This window comes from Gymnodinialimonas mytili (genome assembly GCF_037544085.1).
GTDB classification, from domain to species: domain Bacteria; phylum Pseudomonadota; class Alphaproteobacteria; order Rhodobacterales; family Rhodobacteraceae; genus Gymnodinialimonas; species Gymnodinialimonas mytili.
The window spans coordinates 52,207-68,271 of the sequence record NZ_JBBIFW010000004.1 but is presented as its reverse complement, the minus strand read 5'-3'; the positions used below and the strand labels follow the sequence as shown (position 1 = coordinate 68,271).

Genomic DNA, 16,065 nt, shown 5'->3' with positions numbered 1-16,065 from the left:
TGCGCTGTATCGCCATCTGATCCAATAAGAGGATAGCGCGGCACAGGAGGTGGCGGAGGCGCGATTGCAGGCCTTGGCGGCTTATCCGGGATCATGCGTGTTGCTGGCCATCGATGGCGACATGCCGGTTGCAACCGTGACTTTGATCATCGTGCCGAACATGACCCGCCAGGGCGCACCTTACGCGTTCATCGAAAACGTTGTGACCCATGCCGATCATCGGGGCAGGGGCCACGCCAAGGCTCTGCTGGCCGTGGCGGAGCGCCGGGCCTGGGAGGCAGGCTGCTATCGGATCATGATTGTCAGCGGCAATCACAACGAGGCTGCGCATGAAACCTACCACGCCGCGGGCTATGCCGGGACGAAGACCGGCTTTCAGAAGCGCAAGATCCCCGACCGCACGCCCTCAGCGCAACGCAGCGATTAGCGCGGGCACGTCTGAAACGGTCTGGAAAAAGCTCAACAGGCTGGCATCGGCAAAGCCCTGATCCACGATGTGATCCAGCAAGGCCAACAAGGGATCCCAATAGCCGTTGGTGTTCAGCAGCAGGATGGTCTTGTCATGCAAGCCCAATTGCCGCCAGGTCAGAACCTCGAACAGCTCATCCAGACTGCCCGCACCGCCCGGCAACACCGCGATGGCGTCTGCGTTCATGAACATCACCTTCTTGCGCTCATGCATGGTCTCGGTCACGACAAAACTGGTCAGGTCGGTTTTGCCGACCTCGACACTGAGAAGATGGGTTGGGATCACACCAAAGGTCTCGGCCCCTGCCGCCTGCGCCGCCCGTGCGACCGCCCCCATCAGCCCGATATCGCCGGCGCCATAGACAAGCCGCATATTCTCCGCCGCCAGCGCATGGCCAAGCGCGGTCGCTGCCGCCTCATAGGCCGGATCGGCACCGGCCCGTGATCCACAATAAACACAGAGTGATCGCGTTTTCATTCCTGCACCTTGCACTTTGCCATCATATCGGTCCTGATAGATGCGCTGATCGACGGGCTCAAGCGGCACGTGATCGGTGCAAAGGGACGGCAAAGATCCCACAGATCGCAGCGTTCGGGGGGATGGCATGCGAGGGCGAAAGCCATGAGTTTCAAGACCCGGTTTGGATCGGGCGGACCGGCAGTGGCCTTGGCTGCTGTTGCAGGGCTCGCCGTGATCGGTGCCGCCGTGGCCGTCGTGACCCTGGGGTCGGGTGGTGAGGACCCGGTGGCAATTGGCCCGGCACCGGGGGGCACAGAAGACGCAAATTTGACCGTTCCGCAATCCGAAGACCCCGTGGCAGATGCCGACCCTGCACCGGAGGCGCCTCGACTGGATGTCGTGCGGATCGCACCCGATGGCGCGGCGGTGATCGCCGGGCAATCCCCGACGACCCTGTCGCTGGATATCCTGTTGGACGGCGAATTCCTGGCCGAGGCGATCCCTGACCGAAATGGCGATTTCGTGGCGTTGGCGACGGTCTTGCCCTCGGATAGGCCGCGAAGCCTGACGATCATCGGTCGCGGGCCTGGGGGCTTGGAGGTGTCGGGGGCTGAGACCGTCTTGGTCGCCCCGTTTGGCGGCAGGGCAGAAGACGCCTTTGCTGCGGCGGAGGATGTGCTGGAACCGACCCCTGACGCAGAGGCGGAGGCTTCGCTTGCACTGCCCGCGCCAGATCCCGATCAGATCGCACCGCCCGGCGACGAGACACCGCCGCCCGATGCGATTGCCTCCGGTCAGGTCGCCACCGACCCGGCAACTGAGGTCGCACCTGTGGCTGAACCCGAAATTGCCGATGCCACAGCGCCAGATCCAGGTGAACCGCTAAGCTCCGACGCGGCGGATCTGCCCGCAGAAGCGCCCGCAGCGCCCGCTTCGGGCATGGCAGATAATACAGGGACCGAGACGCCAGACAATGTCGCAGCCGCCCCTGCGGAATCCGACGCGGCGCCCGATACTGGCCCGACCGCGCAGGTCCCACAGGCGCCGACCCTGGTGATCGCCGGCCCCGATGGGGTGCGCGTCACACAGGGCGGTGCGCAACCCCAGGCTCAGACCCAACTGCTGCTCGATGCGATTTCCTACAATGTCGAGGGCGATGTGATCCTGGCGGGCCGCGGACCGGCCCAGGCGGATCTACGGATCTCGCTCAACAATCTTCCGATCCAACTGGGGGAAGTTGGCCCCGACGGCGCCTGGTCGCTGGAGTTGCCCGATGTGGATCCGGGCACCTACACATTATCGGTGGCAGAGTTGGGCGCTGATGGGCGTGAAGCGAGCCGGGTGGAAACACCCTTTCTGCGGGAAGATCCCGAGCGGATCGCAGCCGCACCCGAGCAGGCCGCGGCGCAGGGGGTGGATGTGATCACCGTACAGCCGGGATTCACGCTATGGGGGATCGCGGATCAGACATTTGGCGAGGGGCTGCTCTACGTGCAGATCTTCGAAGAAAACCAGGATCAGATCAGCGATCCGAACTGGATTTTCCCCGGACAGATCTTCCGCTTGCCCGATTTGTCCCAGACGGCCGAGGATAACTGACCCCGCAGTCTGGCCCTTTGGCCTGCACTGACCTAGATAAAGCGTTCCGCTTTGAAGAAGGCCAGCCCAATGCCAGCCGATACCACCGCTCACTCCGCCCTTGATCAGAGCGCGGCGCCCAACAACGCCCCTACGGCGGAAGACGCGGCGCAGCGTCAATCGGGCTTGCGCACGATCCGCAAGGTCGCGCCTTATCTGTGGCCGGATGACAAGCCTTGGGTGAAACAGCGGGTGGTCTTATCCCTGGCGATGCTGGCGCTGGCGAAAGTTATCGCCGTGACGACGCCGTTTTTCTACAAGGCGGCCACCGATGCGCTGGCGGGCGAGGCCACGGATGCCGCCTGGATGCTGGGCGCGGGCGCGGTTGGCATGACGGTGGCCTACGGCGTGGCGCGGGCGCTGAATGTGGGGTTCCAACAGCTGCGCGATGCGATCTTTGCCCGCGTGGCACAGCGGGCGCTGCGGCAATTGGCGCTTGAAACATTCCAGCACATCCATGCGCTGTCGTTGCGCTACCATGTCAGCCGCAAGACCGGCGGGCTCAGCCGGATCATCGAACGCGGGGTGAAAGGGGTCGAGTTCCTGCTCCGATTCCTGCTGTTCTCCATCGGGCCGCTGGCGCTGGAACTGGTTCTGACCGGTGTTATCCTCGCGGTTGTGTTCGATCTGTCCTACCTTCTGGTGCTGGTTGTGACGATTGTCGCTTATGTCGCCTTCACCTTCCGCGTCACCGAATGGCGCGTTCGGATCCGCAAGGAGATGAACGACCAGGATACCGATGCCAATCAAAAGGCCATCGACAGCCTTCTGAACTTTGAAACCGTGAAGTATTTCGGCGCCGAGGGTCGGGAAGCGGCCCGCTATGACAGCGCGATGGAAGGGTATGAGGCCGCGGCGCTGAAAACCTCCTATTCGTTGGCGTTTCTGAATTTTGGTCAATCGATCCTGATCACCACAGGCCTTGTCGTTGTGATGGTGCTGGCTGCGATGGGCGTGCAATCGGGCGATTTGACAGTTGGTGATTTTGTGATGGTCAACGCCTATATGATCCAGATCACCATGCCGTTGAACTTCCTCGGCACGGTCTATCGTGAGATCCGGCAGGCCCTGGTGGATATGGGTGAGATGTTCGACCTGCTGGAACAGCCGCAAGAGGTGAAGGACAAGCCCGATGCCAAGCCGTTGCAGGTTACGGGCGGTCATGTCTCGCTGAAAGGCGTGCGGTTTGGCTATGAAGACAACCGCGCGATCCTGAAAGGTGTCGATATCGATATTCCGGCAGGGCAGACGGTGGCGGTTGTTGGATCGAGCGGCTCTGGCAAATCGACCATCGGTCGGCTGATGTTCCGCTTCTACGACGTGGGTGAAGGGGCGATTGAGATCGACGGCCAGGATCTGCGCGATATCACGCAAGACAGCTTGCATGCGCAGATCGGTGTGGTGCCGCAGGATACCGTCCTGTTCAACGATACGATCTTCTACAATATCGCCTATGGCCGGGCCGACGCCACCCGCGCCGAGGTCGAGCAAGCCGCCAAGGCCGCCGCGATCCACGATTTCATCCTGTCGCTGCCGGATGGATATGAGACGACGGTGGGGGAGCGGGGCCTCAAGCTATCGGGCGGTGAAAAACAGCGTGTTGGCATCGCGCGGACCTTGCTGAAAGATCCGCCGATCTTGGTTCTGGACGAGGCGACCTCGGCCTTGGATACCGATACCGAGTTGGAGATCCAGCAAGAGCTGCGCGCCATGGGCGAGGGGCGTACGGTTCTGACCATTGCGCATCGGCTCTCAACCATCGTGGATGCCGACCGGATCGTCGTGCTGGAAAAGGGTATCGTCGTCGAAGAAGGCAGCCACGAGGCGCTGCTGGCCACTGATGGACGCTATGCTCAGCTTTGGCATCGCCAGGCCGCCGACGAGGATGCCGCCTAGCGGTCTTCTGACCACGCGCTGGCGGATCGGCGCCAGATTGCAGCGGGGCAGAGGCCGTCTGCGCCTGCCGAACGTGTTAGCTGCGTGGGGTTTGGGCCGCCTTCCAGCTGTCCTTGGCGAAGTCTGCATAGCCGTTTGCGATTTCCTTCAGATGCGGTTTCGCGATGGCATGCAGGTCTGGCAAGCGATGATAAGGGACCGCGGGCCAGGCGTGATGTTCCGCATGATAGGGCATGTTCCACGCCAAAGCGCGGATCGCACAGCTGGTAAATGTCGTGCGGGTATTGGCGAACATATCAGTCACGTGCGGGCAGCGATCATGTTCCGCCAGAAGGTAGAGCCGCAGCACCGGAAAGCCCAGCACGAGGGGCAGGAGCCAGACATAGAAAAGCCAGGGCGCCACCATGACCATGACCAGGGTGATCGCCGCATAAGCGGCGAGGTAGGCGCGGGCCTCGGTTCGGATCAAACGAGATTGGCGACGAGTGATATAGGAAGCTGGTTCGGGCCCGATAGCGTTGCGCCAAAGCAGCCGCGCCTTGCTGATCCAATAGGCCAGGCTCAAGAGATGCCATATAAGGGCGCGGCGCGTGTCGGGCTTGCCCTCGGCCAATTCGGGATCGTTGTCCGGATCATTGGTGTATTTGTGATGCGCCATGTGAAAAGCCCGGAACCACAGGAAGGGCTGCATTAGGATCAGCCCAGTGACGTGACCCATGATCTCGTTCAGCCATGGCGTTTTAAACGGTGTGCGGTGGGTACATTCGTGCTGCAGCGTGAAGAGGAAGGCGAGTGCAATGCCAAGTGGCCATAGCGCCAGGCCCCAAAGCGGCGCTTGGGCCGCCACATAACCTCCCAGGGCCAGGATCAGGCCGAAATGTCCCGCCAGATGCCGCAGACCCGGCCCGTCGCGCAACGTGGTCAGGTGGCGGCGTGTGTCGGGTGGAACTTGGCGAAGGATGTCTGTGTGCGTGCCGGGCTGCATGGTCATACGCTAACGCCCATGACGCCAAAGGGCGACCCTGCGGCCGCCCTTTGGATATGCTCATTCCGCCGCCAAAGGTTTGCGGGGCGGAACGTTGCCTTCGTCCAATTCGGTCCCGTCATAGGGATCCGAGGTGTCAGGGCTCGGTTCGGCCTCGTCTGGCTCTGAGGCACGATCCTCGTCGTTGCCGGTGCCGATGGGATCGAGGCGCGGATCCTCATCCCAGAAGATCACCGGATTCTGGGCGCGGCGCGCCTCCCGTTGCAATGCCCAATCCTGGGCGCGGCGGCTGACCCGCTCGGCACCGACCATGGCAAGCCCCCGGGCCGCCATGCCCAGTAGCGTCCAGAACCAGATCCGCAGCGCCAGCAAGGACGGCGTGAAGATCAGCGTCAGCACGGTTGCGATGCCCAGGCCCCAGACGACGGCGGTGGCCAATTGCATCCACCACAGCGCCGTCGGGCTTTGCACGGTATAGCCGCCAGATCCGAAATCCAGGCTGATCCCGTACATCATCGGCGCCAAACCGGCCATCGTGGTGATGGTGGTCAGCAAAACGGGGCGGATCCGCGCCTCGGCCGTGCGCACGATCGCCTCCAGCCGCGGCATGTAGCGGGAATATTCCTGATAGGTGTCGATCAGAACGATGTTGTTGTTCACCACGATCCCGGCCAGGGCCACAACGCCCGTACCCGTCATGATGATCGAGAAGGTCTGGTCCATGACCAACATCCCCCAGAGCACCCCAGTGGTCGACAGCACAACCGCCAGCAGCACCAGAACGGCATTGTAGATCGAGTTGAACTGCGCCAGCAGGATAATGAACATCAATCCCAACGCCGCCGCGAAGGCGGTCATCAGGAACTGGCCGGATTCCTCCTGTTCCTCCTGGTCGCCGCCCCATTCCCAACTGACGGAATTGGGCAGCGGCTCTTCGGCCTGCAGCCATTCGGTGATCCGCTCGATCCGCTCGTTGGCATTGATCGGGGCAAGGGTCAGGCTCTGATCCGCCAGCCCCGCGCTGATCTCGTCCGGTGCAATGCCGGTATCGTTTGCGAAAACGACATAGTCGGTCTCGCCAAAGGTCAGGGCCGCCAGGGCACCGCTCGATACCGTTGCGATGTCACGTAGAATGGCAACCTGTTCGCCATCGGAATCCACCACCGACGACAGGCCCGGCAAGACATCGGCGAGCACTTCGAAAAAGCGGCTTTGATTGCGCCGGTCGATGGTGGCCAATTGTGGTGTCGGCTCGTAGCTGACAAAATTGGACAGCGGCACCAGCCCATCCGTGGTGCGTACGCGCAAACTATCCAGGGTGGACAGAACGCGCGCCTCTTCGGGGAAGCGCACCCGGATATCGATTTCCTCGTCCGACGTCGGCACCCGCATCGTATCGAGCAGGATCCCACGCGTGACCAATTGCACCATGGCACCTACGGTAGAGACATCGGCGCCGAAACGGCCAGCCGCCTCCACATCCACATTGATCTGCCAATCGATCCCGGGCAGGGGCAGGCTGTCATCGATCAAGGTCAGGCCGGGCAAGTTCTCGTAATAGGTCCGGACGATCTGCGTCGCCTCTTGCAATTCTTCCCAATTGTCGCCGCTGACACGCAGGGTCACGGGCTTGCCGCTGGCCGGACCGGTGGAAACCGAGAAGATCTCGGTCTCAAACCCGGGCAAACCCGCAAGGCGGCGTTCGAGTTGGTCCAGGATCAGGTCACCGTCCGGGCGCGTCCCCCAGGGTTCCATATCCATCTGGACCTGACCAATCGTATCGGCGGGCGCCGCCGCGCCGCCGGTATTGTTGTTCAAACCGCCGGAGCCTGAGAAGGCAAACACGTCGCGCACCCCGTCTTGGGTCAGGACAATCTCTTCGACCTGGCGCACCAGAGCATCTTGTTCCTCAACGCTGAGATTGCCGCGGGCGCGGACATAGACGATGGCGTTTTCCGGCTCGGTTTCGACGAAGAATTCAACGCCATTATTGTTCTCGCCGAAATACATGAACGTGTAGGCCACAAATCCACCCACGGCGACGATTGCGACCAGCGGCATGAACGGATTGCCCGTCATCAGATGGATGAAGGACCCAAACCAGGTGCGGCGATACCCGGCCTTCACCTGTGTGTCCTTGCGGTGAATTTGAACCGTGGCGATCAGCACAGACATCAGGGTCGCGGCCAGCAGGAACATGATCCCGGCGATCGCAATCGGGACCAGCGGTGGCGCGTCTGGCAGTGCCGGGGTCAACACGCCCGGCCGCACAAGGTTCATCACCGCCATGAACATGAGATATCCGGCCGCCAAGGTCATGACGATGCGTGCCCAATACCACGGCACCAGCGCCGTCACGACCGCCGCGGCGCGGTCGACGATCCGTGTGAAACGTGCCGCAACGCCGCCCAAAACGGGCAGATAGATCAGCGCGACGATCAGCGAGGCCGACAGAACGAAAATCAGCGTGACCGGCAGCATGCCCATGAATTCCCCCGGCACACCGGGCCAGAACAGCATCGGCAGGAAGGCGCAGAGCGTCGTGGCCGTCGAGGACACAATGGGCCAGAACATGCGCTTGGCAGCGTCCACATAGGCCTGCATCGGGCGCGCACCCTGGCGCAGGCGCCGGTCGGCATATTCAACCACCACGATGGCGCCATCGACCAGCATCCCCACCGCCAGGATCAGGCCGAACATCACAATGTTCGAAATTGTGATCCCCATGATACCCAGCAGGATGAAGCACAGCAGGAATGAGGTTGGGATCGCGAAACCCACCAGCAGGGCCGAGCGCGTGCCTAGGGCGGCCAGCACCACGATCATCACCAGGGCAATTGCCGTCAGAACCGAGCCTTCAAGCTGACGCACCATGCCGTCCACCTGCACCGATTGGTCAAGCGTGGTTTCCACATGCACCGAGGCGCGCAGATCCTCGGGCCAACTCGCCTCGATCCGTTCCACCTCTTCGCGGATCAAGGCCACGGTATCGATGATGTTGAAGCCTTGGCGTTTGACCACCTGCAGCGCCACGGATGTTTCGCCGTTAAAGCGCGCTGTGCCGGAGCGATCTTGGTAGGTAAGCCGGATTTCGGCCAATTCGCCCAAGGTCACCACGCGGTCGCCATTCACGGTGATCGCCAGATTGTAGACGTCCTGTGCATTGTCGAAGCTCGACGGAATCGTGACCGAGATCGAGCCGCTGGCGGTCTCGACTTCACCGGCGGCGATCAACTGGTTGTTGCCCTGGACCGCGTTGATCAGATCGGCGGCGGTGACGTCATAAGCCTCAAGCGCCAGGGGATCGAGGATCACCTCCAGCATCTCTTCGCGGGTCCCGGCCAGACCGGCCTCAAGTACGGGGCTCAGCGTTTCAAGCTGTGCCTGCATTTCATTGGCCAGCCGGATCAGCGTGCGCTCGGGCGCATCACCGGACATCGCAACCACGATAATCGGAAATTCCGAGAAGTTGATTTCGTCGATTTGGAAGCTTTCGGCGCCGTCGGGGAATTGCACCTCGGCTCGGCCCATAGCATCGCGGACATCCGCAATTGTCGCGCCCTTGTCCCAACCGAATTCGAATTCCAAGAAGATCCCGGCAAATCCCTCAGCGGCGGTCGAATTAATCGATACGAGCCCGTCGAGATCCTGAAATTCCGATTCCATCGGCCGGATCAGCAGCCGTTCGCTATCCGTTGCCGAAATGCCGGGGAAGGGGACCGACACAAACAGGCCCGGGATATCGATATCCGGTTCGCCCTCTTTGGGCAGGCCCACATAGGCCAAGGTCCCCGCCGTCAGTGACAGGATGACGAAGGCCATGACCATTCGGGCGCGGCTGGCGGCCCAGTCGATTATGCCGGTCATTGGGTCAGCTCCTCAAGCGTGGTGCGCACTTCGACGCCGGCAGTGACAAACTCCTGTCCCACCGTAATGACATCGGCGGTTTGCGGCAAACCCGACAGCCAAACCCCGCGCGCGGTGTCGCGCATCATCGTCACGGGCGCGAATTCGACAACGCCATCCACAACGATACGCACGCCAAGTTGGCCATCGTCACTCAACGTCATCGCCGATGATGGCAGCAGATGCGCGGGTGTGCCTTCGGTTTGGATCAGGATATCGGCGGTCTGGCCGTCGCGGATCGTCAGATCGACATTTGGAACCGTGATCTCGACGCGGAATGTGCGGGTTTGCGGATCGGCGGAGCGGCTGACAAAGGTGACCTCGCCCTGAACCTCGCGCCCTGAGGCCAATTGCGCCCCTGCGGTGGCGCCAAGCGAGATGCGGTCGACCTGCGCCTCGGGTACGAACCCAACCAGCTTGATCGGGTCGAGCTGGATGATCGTGGCGCAGATCGTGCCGGGCTGCAGCAAGGCGCCCAATTCCGCCGTATCGGTTTCCAAAAGCCCCGAAAACGGCGCCACAATCGTCAGATCCTCGATCGCGTTTTCGGCGCGGGTCACCTGCGCCTCGGCCGAGCGCACGCTGGCCAGCGCCGATTGCACACCTGCCTCCGCGCCCTGCACCGTGGCCGCGGCGCTTTCGACACCGGCCTCTGCCGCGGCGGTGGCTGCGGCGGCGGAGGCGGCCCGGGTCTCTGATGCAAAGCCCGACTCGTTCAGGCGCGCGGCGGCATTGCCGTCGATCTGCGCCGATTCCAATTGCGCGCGCGCCTGGGCGAGCATGGCACGGGCTTCGGGCAGGCGGGCGCGGGCTTCGGGCACACGCGCCTCGGCTTCAGCCAATCGCGCCTGGGCCTCTTCCAATTCGGTCTGGCTGGTGCCCGGGTCGATCTCACACATCACCTGGCCTTCGCTCACGAAGGCTCCGGCCCGGATCGGCGTTGAAATGACCCGACCCGAGGTTTCGGCGGCCACATCGACAAGGCGCAATGCTTCGGTGCGACCCCGCAAAAGAACCGCATTCTCGGTGACTTGCGCCTCGGACCGGCGCACGATCACATTCATGCGACCATCATCTTCCACGGCTTCGGTATCGGCGGGCAATTCGGCCAATTGCGTGGGCGCATTATTCGGCTCAGGCACGAAGCGCCCCGCAAATCCCAATAAGGTTGCGCGGTCCAACACCACAAAATACAGCGCCACACAGACCAATATCGCCGTAACGATTGGAAACAATTTCATGCCGTAATGCCTTTTCCCGTATAGGACCGCAGGGTGAAACGTGGTCCTGCAAATGCCATCATCTGAACGGAATACGCTAAACCGCCCGGTTCAGATTACATTTTCCGCCAAGTGAGAACAAGACTGAACTGAACGGTTCAGAATACTCATTGGCTCGTCCTCAATTTGGCTGTCTTTTCCGGGGCCTTGCACCTTTGGGCGGTGCCGGGGTACTCCTCGCGCAATATATGGTTCTGGGGTTTGCGCGTCTGATGTCCGACACCGACAGTTTTATTGATGAGGTCAGCGAAGAGCTGCGCCGCGATCGGCTTTATTCCCTGTTCCGCAAATGGGGGTGGATCCCAATTCTTTTAGTGATCGCAATTGTCGGCGGTGCCGCTTATTTCGAGTGGCAGCGCGCACAAGCCGAGCAGCGCGCGCAGGCCTTCGGAGATGCGTTGTTGACAGCGCTGGATGCCGAAGATCCGGCCACCCGCATCGGCGCGCTGGAAACCGTCGCGACGCCGAACGCCCAGACCCGGATGATTATCGCGTTGATGGCCTCGGCTGAGGCGGCCAGCGCCGATCAGGCGCCGGAAGCTGCTGCGCGCTTGCGAGAGGCCGCGCAGGCGCCGGATCTGAACCGCCTTTACACCGATCTGGCGCTGCTCAAAGCCGAAATGCTGGACCCCGGTACGGAAGCGGAGTCGCGGCAAGTGCTGGAACGCATCGCCGCACCGGGCGCGCCCTATGCACCTTTGGCGGAAGAACAATTGGCATTGCTGGAGGTCCGTTCGGGGGATCTTGAGGCGGCACTGGACCGGCTTCGCGCCATTGAACGCAGCGCGGCGGCCTCTCCGGGCTTGCAACAACGCGCGTCGCAGTTGATTGTGGCGCTGTCGAGCGGGGCGGTTCTGGTCGATGAAGGCCCGGCGCCGGTTGCGGAAGAGACCGAAGTAGCGCCGCAAGATGAGGCGCCCGCCGAAGAGACAGAGGCCGAACAGGTCCCTGACACAGAGGGTGACGCGGCCCCAGAGGCTGCCGAGGATCCCGCCGATGCAGCGCCCGAGACGCGCGCGGAGCCAGAGGGGGCCGAGGAAGATCCGGCCCCTGAGACAGATGAAGACGGCGCCGCGTCCGAGCCTGCCAGCGAATAATGCCCGGACAAAACGCCAGTGAAACGACGGGGGTCACCCATGTTTGATGCCATCACGCGCCAAAAGCCCGCGGCCGGGCGCTTTGCCTTGCCGTTCCTCTGCGCCGCGGCTTTGGCCCTTGCGGCCTGCGAGCGCGAACAGATCTTGCCCGGTGAGCGGTTTTCCACCGACATCCCGCTGTCCGAGGCGATCCCCGGAGAGGCGCGCGCCTTTGGCGACCCCGCTGCCGCCGATGCGCCCCGCGCGATCAGCCTGCCCGGCGTCACGCAGCTTGGATCCTGGACCCAGCGGGGCTTTAACGCGTCAAACCTCACACCCCATGCCAGTCTCAGCGGGTCGCTGACCCCGATCTGGAGTGCGAATATCGGCGCGGGCAATTCGCGCCGCAACCGCATCACCGCCGATCCGGTGGCCGCCGATGGGCGGGTCTTCACGCTGGATGCGACCGCGGGCCTGGTGGCGACCTCGCTGACCAATGGCGGTACGCTTTGGAGCACGGATCTGCAGCCCGCTTTTGACCGAAATGGGGCGGTGTCCGGGGGCGGCCTGGCGGTTTCCGGCGGGCGTCTGTTCGCCACAACCGGGTTTGGCGAATTGGTGGCCCTTGATCCGGCATCGGGTGGCGTGTTGTGGCGCCAGCGCCTGGATGCTGGGATCGGCGCGCCGACCGTGTCGGGTGACACGGTCTATATCGTCAGCCGCAACAACCAGGCTTGGGCGCTCAGCACCGAGAATGGCCGCATCAATTGGCAGATCCCGGCAAACCGCGCCTCGGCATTGCTGTCGGGCGGCGCGGCGCCAGCCGTCGGCAACGGTTTGGTCGTCTTCCCATTCGGCTCAGGCGAATTGGTTGGCGCATCGATCGCCACAGGTAACCAGCGTTGGGTCACAAACGTCGCCGGCGGACGTACCGGCGTGGCCTATGCCAATATCAACGACATCACCGGTGACCCAGTGCTGTCAGGCGGGCGCCTTTACGCCGGGAACCAATCGGGCCGCGTGGTGGCGTTGGACCCCAGCCAGGGTCAGCGTCTGTGGACGGCAGATGACGGAGCCTATTCTCCGGTCTTGGTTGCTGGCGGCAATGTCTTCTACGTCTCCGACCGCAATGAATTGATCCGTTTGGATGCCGCGACAGGCGACCGTGTCTGGGGCACCGAGCTGCCGCTCTACGTCAATCAGCGCGAGCGTCGGCGCCGCGCCGTCTTCACGCATTACGGCCCGATCCTGGCCAGTGGGCGGCTGCTGATTGCCTCCGGAGATCGTCAGATCCGGATGTTCAGCCCGGAATCGGGCGCCTTGGTTGGATCGGTGGCCCTGCGAAACGGCGCCGCGGCACATCCGATTGTCGTGCAAGACACGCTGTTGGTGGTTACCGAAAACGGCCAGCTCCACGCGTTTCGCTAGGCATCAGTTGAACCAGGAAATCCGGGTTTCGCGGTCGATCCCGACCGCGCCGCCTGCCGCATATGCGATGCCACGCAAGACATTCAGCCAGATCGCAGAGGCTTCGCGGATCTGCCAATCCAGCACGGTTTGATAACGTGGATCGTCCGGGGCGTCGTCCAATGGTGCCGCGGCATGGACCGAAACCTCCGCCACACCCAAAGCCCGGAAAATAGCCCAGGAGCGGGGCAGGTGAAACGCGTTCGATACGAGCACCACATCCTCCACCTCGTCGGGCAGCATCGCCAATCCGAAGGCTGCGTTTTGGATGGTCGAGCGGGCGTTGGGCTCGACCAGCGCGGCGTCCGGCGGCAGACCGGCGACAATTGCGCGTGTGGCCATCGCTTGTGCGGCTGAGTTCGTTGCGTTGCCGCGGCCGGTGAAAACGACCACATCCGCCACGCCCGCCGCATGAAGCTCCGCGCAGGCGATGGCCCGCTGGTCCGAGGCGGGGCCAGGCAACATCGGATCGTCGATGGACATGCCCGCGCCCAGACAGAAGATCGCGTCGGCCCGTTCTGCACGCGCGTCCCGGTCCGACCAAGCCCAAGACAGGACCAGCACCGCGGCGAAGGTCAGGAGCCAGATCAACGGACCCGACAGGATCAGCAGGCCCAAAGCCCGGCCGACGCGCCGGATGGTCATCGCACGGTCACTCCCATTCGATGGTGCCCGGCGGCTTCGAGGTGATGTCATAGGTCACCCGGTTGATCCCAGGCACCTCGTTGATGATCCGCGTCGCGGTTTCGCCCAGAAACTCATGGCCGAACGCATAGTAATCGGCGGTCATACCATCGACGCTGGTGACCGCGCGCAGGGCGCAAGCGTAATCATAGGTGCGCCCGTCCCCCATCACCCCGACGGTTCGGACCGGCAGGATCGCGACAAAGGCTTGCCAGATCTCGTCGTAAAGGCCGTGCTTTCGGATCTGATCGATGTAAACCGCGTCGGCCAGCCGCAATGTATCGAGCTTGTCGCGGGTAATCTCGCCAGGGCAGCGGATCGCCAGACCGGGGCCGGGGAACGGGTGGCGGCCAATGAAGTGGTCGGGCAAGCCAAGCTCGCGACCCAGCGCACGAACCTCATCTTTGAACAGCTCGCGCAGCGGTTCGACCAGCTTTAGCCCCATCTTTTCGGGTAGGCCACCCACATTATGGTGCGACTTGATCGTAACGGACGGCCCGCCGCTGAACGACACCGACTCGATGACATCCGGATAGAGGGTGCCCTGCGCCAGATAGGCCGCGCCCTCGATCTGGTCGGCGTATTTCTGGAAGACGTCGATGAACAACCGCCCGATGATTTTTCGTTTTGTTTCCGGATCGGAAACACCATCCAATTCACCCAGGAACAAGTCCTGCTCTTGAGCATGGATGACCTGCAGGTTCATGTGATCGCGGAACATCTCCACGACCTCATGGGCCTCGTTCAGACGCAGCAGCCCGTGATCCACAAACACGCAGGTGAGCTGGTCGCCGATGGCCTCGTGGATCAGCGCCGCCGCGACGGAGCTGTCGACGCCGCCCGACAATGCGCAAATCACCTTCGCGTCGCCGACCTGATCTCGGATCGCGGTGATGGCTTGCTCGCGATACGCCTCCATTGTCCAATCGCCGCTGAATCCGGCCTGCCGGACGAAATTCTCATAAAGCTTCGCGCCCTTTGGCGTGTGGTGCACCTCGGGATGGAATTGCACCGCATAAAACTGCCGGTCGAGATCGGCGGTGATCGCGAAGGGGGCGTTGGGAGACGTACCGTAGACCTCAAAGCCCGGCGCCAGGCGGCTGACATGGTCGCCATGGGACATCCAGACCTGCTCGCGATCCTCCCATCCGTCGATCAGGGGCAAGGCGCCTGCGCGTGCCACGAAAGCGCGCCCGAATTCCGCCGTGCCGCCCCCACCGGAGATTTTGCCGCCCTCCACCAGGCCGCCGAGATCCTGCATCATCACCTGCTGCCCATAGCAGATGCCCAGGATCGGCACGCCCGCCTCATAGGCGGCGTGCGGCGGACGCGGCGACCCGTCGCGCAACACCGAATCCGGCCCCCCCGAAAAAATGATCGCTTTCGGCGCAAACTTGGCGATGAAGGCGTCATCCACATTTTGATAAGGATGGATCTCGCAATAGACGTTCAACTCGCGCAGGCGGCGAGCGATCAATTGCGTGACCTGCGATCCGAAATCGATGATCAGCAGGCGTTCATGGTCGGCGGGGTCGGGGACGGCGGCACTTGTCATAAAGGCGGATTAAGGTGCGGTGCAGGGGCGCGCAAGGCCTTGGCTATATCAGCGCCGCTAGCCCATCGGGAAACAGCGTCGCCACGCCACTGCGGAAGCGGTCCAGCGGAACCCAATCCACCGCCGTCACCCGCCCGTTTTCGGTGCGCAGAAAACGCGATGACTCGATCGCACCCGTCTTGATGATATGTGCGTCGAACACGAAGACCAGTTCATGGCCGATTTGCCCCTCATGGGTAAAGATGTTCTCCAGCACGGCCAATCTCGCGCCGACACGGATCTCGGCCGAGACCTCTTCGCGGAATTCGCGTACTAGAGCCTGTGCCGCGGTCTCTCCCAGATCAATGCCGCCGCCCAAAGGGCGATAGCCTTTGAGGCGCCCATCATCTTGGGTCACCTTGGTGACCAGAAGTCGATCATTCCGCCGAATCACAGCGATGGCGATTGCGCGCGGTACGGCATGGGAGCGCCATGTTGGAGTGATCTCGCCCTGCGACATCGCCTGTCGATACGTGCTGGTCTGCGTGAGCTCAACCGGGTCATGTCGCGTCTGTGCGCGAAGTGACGTAATTTGCCGATGTCTGCGCATCAGTGCGCGTTATCCAAGTCCAACGGGTAGTCGACGATGGAGGCGGAGATGGCCGAATCGG

At 62.7% G+C, this 16,065-nt stretch carries 12 protein-coding genes; 5 read left to right on the top strand and 7 right to left on the bottom strand.

Annotated elements, in window-relative coordinates:
- Nucleotides 1-49: 49 nt before the first annotated feature.
- Nucleotides 50-427 carry a GNAT family N-acetyltransferase gene (locus V8J82_RS16685; protein ID WP_339976786.1) on the top strand — a complete coding sequence of 126 codons (378 nt, stop codon included), beginning with the start codon at nucleotides 50-52 and terminating at the stop codon, nucleotides 425-427.
- On the opposite strand, the gene V8J82_RS16680 is transcribed toward V8J82_RS16685, so the two are convergent.
- Nucleotides 407-946: an LOG family protein gene (locus V8J82_RS16680; RefSeq protein WP_339976784.1), complete on the bottom strand. Its 540-nt coding sequence runs from the start codon at nucleotides 944-946 to the stop codon at nucleotides 407-409. The two genes, V8J82_RS16685 and V8J82_RS16680, sit on opposite strands and share 21 nt — an antisense overlap.
- Nucleotides 947-1,090: 144 nt before the next feature.
- Here V8J82_RS16680 and V8J82_RS16675 point away from each other — a divergent pair, with 144 nt between their 5' ends.
- Together V8J82_RS16675 and V8J82_RS16670 are read left to right on the top strand one after the other, a co-directional pair.
- The gene (locus V8J82_RS16675; protein WP_339976782.1) at nucleotides 1,091-2,527 is read left to right on the top strand and encodes a LysM peptidoglycan-binding domain-containing protein; all 1,437 of its coding nucleotides are present in this window, start codon (nucleotides 1,091-1,093) and stop codon (nucleotides 2,525-2,527) included.
- 69 nt (nucleotides 2,528-2,596) lie between these two features.
- Nucleotides 2,597-4,462 carry an ABCB family ABC transporter ATP-binding protein/permease gene (locus tag V8J82_RS16670; protein ID WP_339976780.1) on the top strand — a complete coding sequence of 622 codons (1,866 nt, stop codon included), beginning with the start codon at nucleotides 2,597-2,599 and terminating at the stop codon, nucleotides 4,460-4,462.
- A 76-nt stretch (nucleotides 4,463-4,538) separates the two neighbouring features.
- On the opposite strand, the gene V8J82_RS16665 is transcribed toward V8J82_RS16670, so the two are convergent.
- Genes V8J82_RS16665 through V8J82_RS16655 form a run of 3 tightly spaced genes read right to left on the bottom strand, consistent with a single transcriptional unit; the run spans nucleotide 4,539 to nucleotide 10,594 of the window.
- The gene (locus V8J82_RS16665; RefSeq protein WP_339976778.1) at nucleotides 4,539-5,453 is read right to left on the bottom strand and encodes a fatty acid desaturase; all 915 of its coding nucleotides are present in this window, start codon (nucleotides 5,451-5,453) and stop codon (nucleotides 4,539-4,541) included.
- A 54-nt stretch (nucleotides 5,454-5,507) separates the two neighbouring features.
- On the bottom strand, nucleotides 5,508-9,314 hold the full coding sequence (locus V8J82_RS16660) for an efflux RND transporter permease subunit (protein ID WP_339976775.1): 3,807 nt from the start codon (nucleotides 9,312-9,314) through the stop codon (nucleotides 5,508-5,510).
- Nucleotides 9,311-10,594 carry an efflux RND transporter periplasmic adaptor subunit gene (locus V8J82_RS16655; protein ID WP_339976773.1) on the bottom strand — a complete coding sequence of 428 codons (1,284 nt, stop codon included), beginning with the start codon at nucleotides 10,592-10,594 and terminating at the stop codon, nucleotides 9,311-9,313. The genes V8J82_RS16660 and V8J82_RS16655 overlap by 4 nt, the downstream gene beginning before the upstream one ends.
- Before the next feature lie 251 nt (nucleotides 10,595-10,845).
- Between V8J82_RS16655 and V8J82_RS16650 the strand changes: the two genes are divergently transcribed.
- Both V8J82_RS16650 and V8J82_RS16645 read left to right on the top strand, forming a co-directional pair.
- Nucleotides 10,846-11,730, top strand: a complete 885-nt coding sequence (locus V8J82_RS16650) for a hypothetical protein (RefSeq protein WP_339976771.1) — start codon at nucleotides 10,846-10,848, stop codon at nucleotides 11,728-11,730.
- Nucleotides 11,731-11,769: 39 nt separating this feature from the next.
- Nucleotides 11,770-13,137: a PQQ-like beta-propeller repeat protein gene (locus V8J82_RS16645; RefSeq protein WP_339976769.1), complete on the top strand. Its 1,368-nt coding sequence runs from the start codon at nucleotides 11,770-11,772 to the stop codon at nucleotides 13,135-13,137.
- Nucleotides 13,138-13,140: 3 nt separating this feature from the next.
- Here V8J82_RS16645 and V8J82_RS16640 read toward each other — a convergent pair whose 3' ends face one another.
- The 3 genes from V8J82_RS16640 to V8J82_RS16630 are packed head-to-tail and all read right to left on the bottom strand — an operon-like array spanning nucleotide 13,141 to nucleotide 15,914.
- Complete coding sequence (locus V8J82_RS16640; protein ID WP_339976767.1) at nucleotides 13,141-13,821, bottom strand: YdcF family protein; 681 nt, start codon at nucleotides 13,819-13,821, stop codon at nucleotides 13,141-13,143.
- Nucleotides 13,822-13,828: 7 nt separating this feature from the next.
- A complete protein-coding gene (gene guaA, locus V8J82_RS16635) occupies nucleotides 13,829-15,415 on the bottom strand; it encodes a glutamine-hydrolyzing GMP synthase (RefSeq protein ID WP_339976765.1) in 1,587 nt (528 codons plus the stop codon).
- 43 nt (nucleotides 15,416-15,458) lie between these two features.
- Nucleotides 15,459-15,914 carry an NUDIX hydrolase gene (locus tag V8J82_RS16630; RefSeq protein ID WP_339976763.1) on the bottom strand — a complete coding sequence of 152 codons (456 nt, stop codon included), beginning with the start codon at nucleotides 15,912-15,914 and terminating at the stop codon, nucleotides 15,459-15,461.
- Between the last annotated feature and the right edge of the window lie 151 nt (nucleotides 15,915-16,065).

Bases quoted from the DNA above. Each gene is read 5' to 3' on its own strand.
- V8J82_RS16680 (WP_339976784.1), bottom strand. From the start codon at position 946: ATGAAAACGCGATCACTCTGTGTTTATTGTGGATCACGGGCCGGTGCC.
- V8J82_RS16675 (WP_339976782.1), top strand. From the start codon at position 1,091: ATGAGTTTCAAGACCCGGTTTGGATCGGGCGGACCGGCAGTGGCCTTG.
- V8J82_RS16670 (WP_339976780.1), top strand. From the start codon at position 2,597: ATGCCAGCCGATACCACCGCTCACTCCGCCCTTGATCAGAGCGCGGCG.
- V8J82_RS16665 (WP_339976778.1), bottom strand. From the start codon at position 5,453: ATGACCATGCAGCCCGGCACGCACACAGACATCCTTCGCCAAGTTCCA.
- V8J82_RS16660 (WP_339976775.1), bottom strand. From the start codon at position 9,314: ATGACCGGCATAATCGACTGGGCCGCCAGCCGCGCCCGAATGGTCATG.
- V8J82_RS16655 (WP_339976773.1), bottom strand. From the start codon at position 10,594: ATGAAATTGTTTCCAATCGTTACGGCGATATTGGTCTGTGTGGCGCTG.
- V8J82_RS16650 (WP_339976771.1), top strand. From the start codon at position 10,846: ATGTCCGACACCGACAGTTTTATTGATGAGGTCAGCGAAGAGCTGCGC.
- V8J82_RS16645 (WP_339976769.1), top strand. From the start codon at position 11,770: ATGTTTGATGCCATCACGCGCCAAAAGCCCGCGGCCGGGCGCTTTGCC.
- V8J82_RS16640 (WP_339976767.1), bottom strand. From the start codon at position 13,821: ATGACCATCCGGCGCGTCGGCCGGGCTTTGGGCCTGCTGATCCTGTCG.
- guaA (WP_339976765.1), bottom strand. From the start codon at position 15,415: ATGACAAGTGCCGCCGTCCCCGACCCCGCCGACCATGAACGCCTGCTG.
- V8J82_RS16630 (WP_339976763.1), bottom strand. From the start codon at position 15,914: ATGTCGCAGGGCGAGATCACTCCAACATGGCGCTCCCATGCCGTACCG.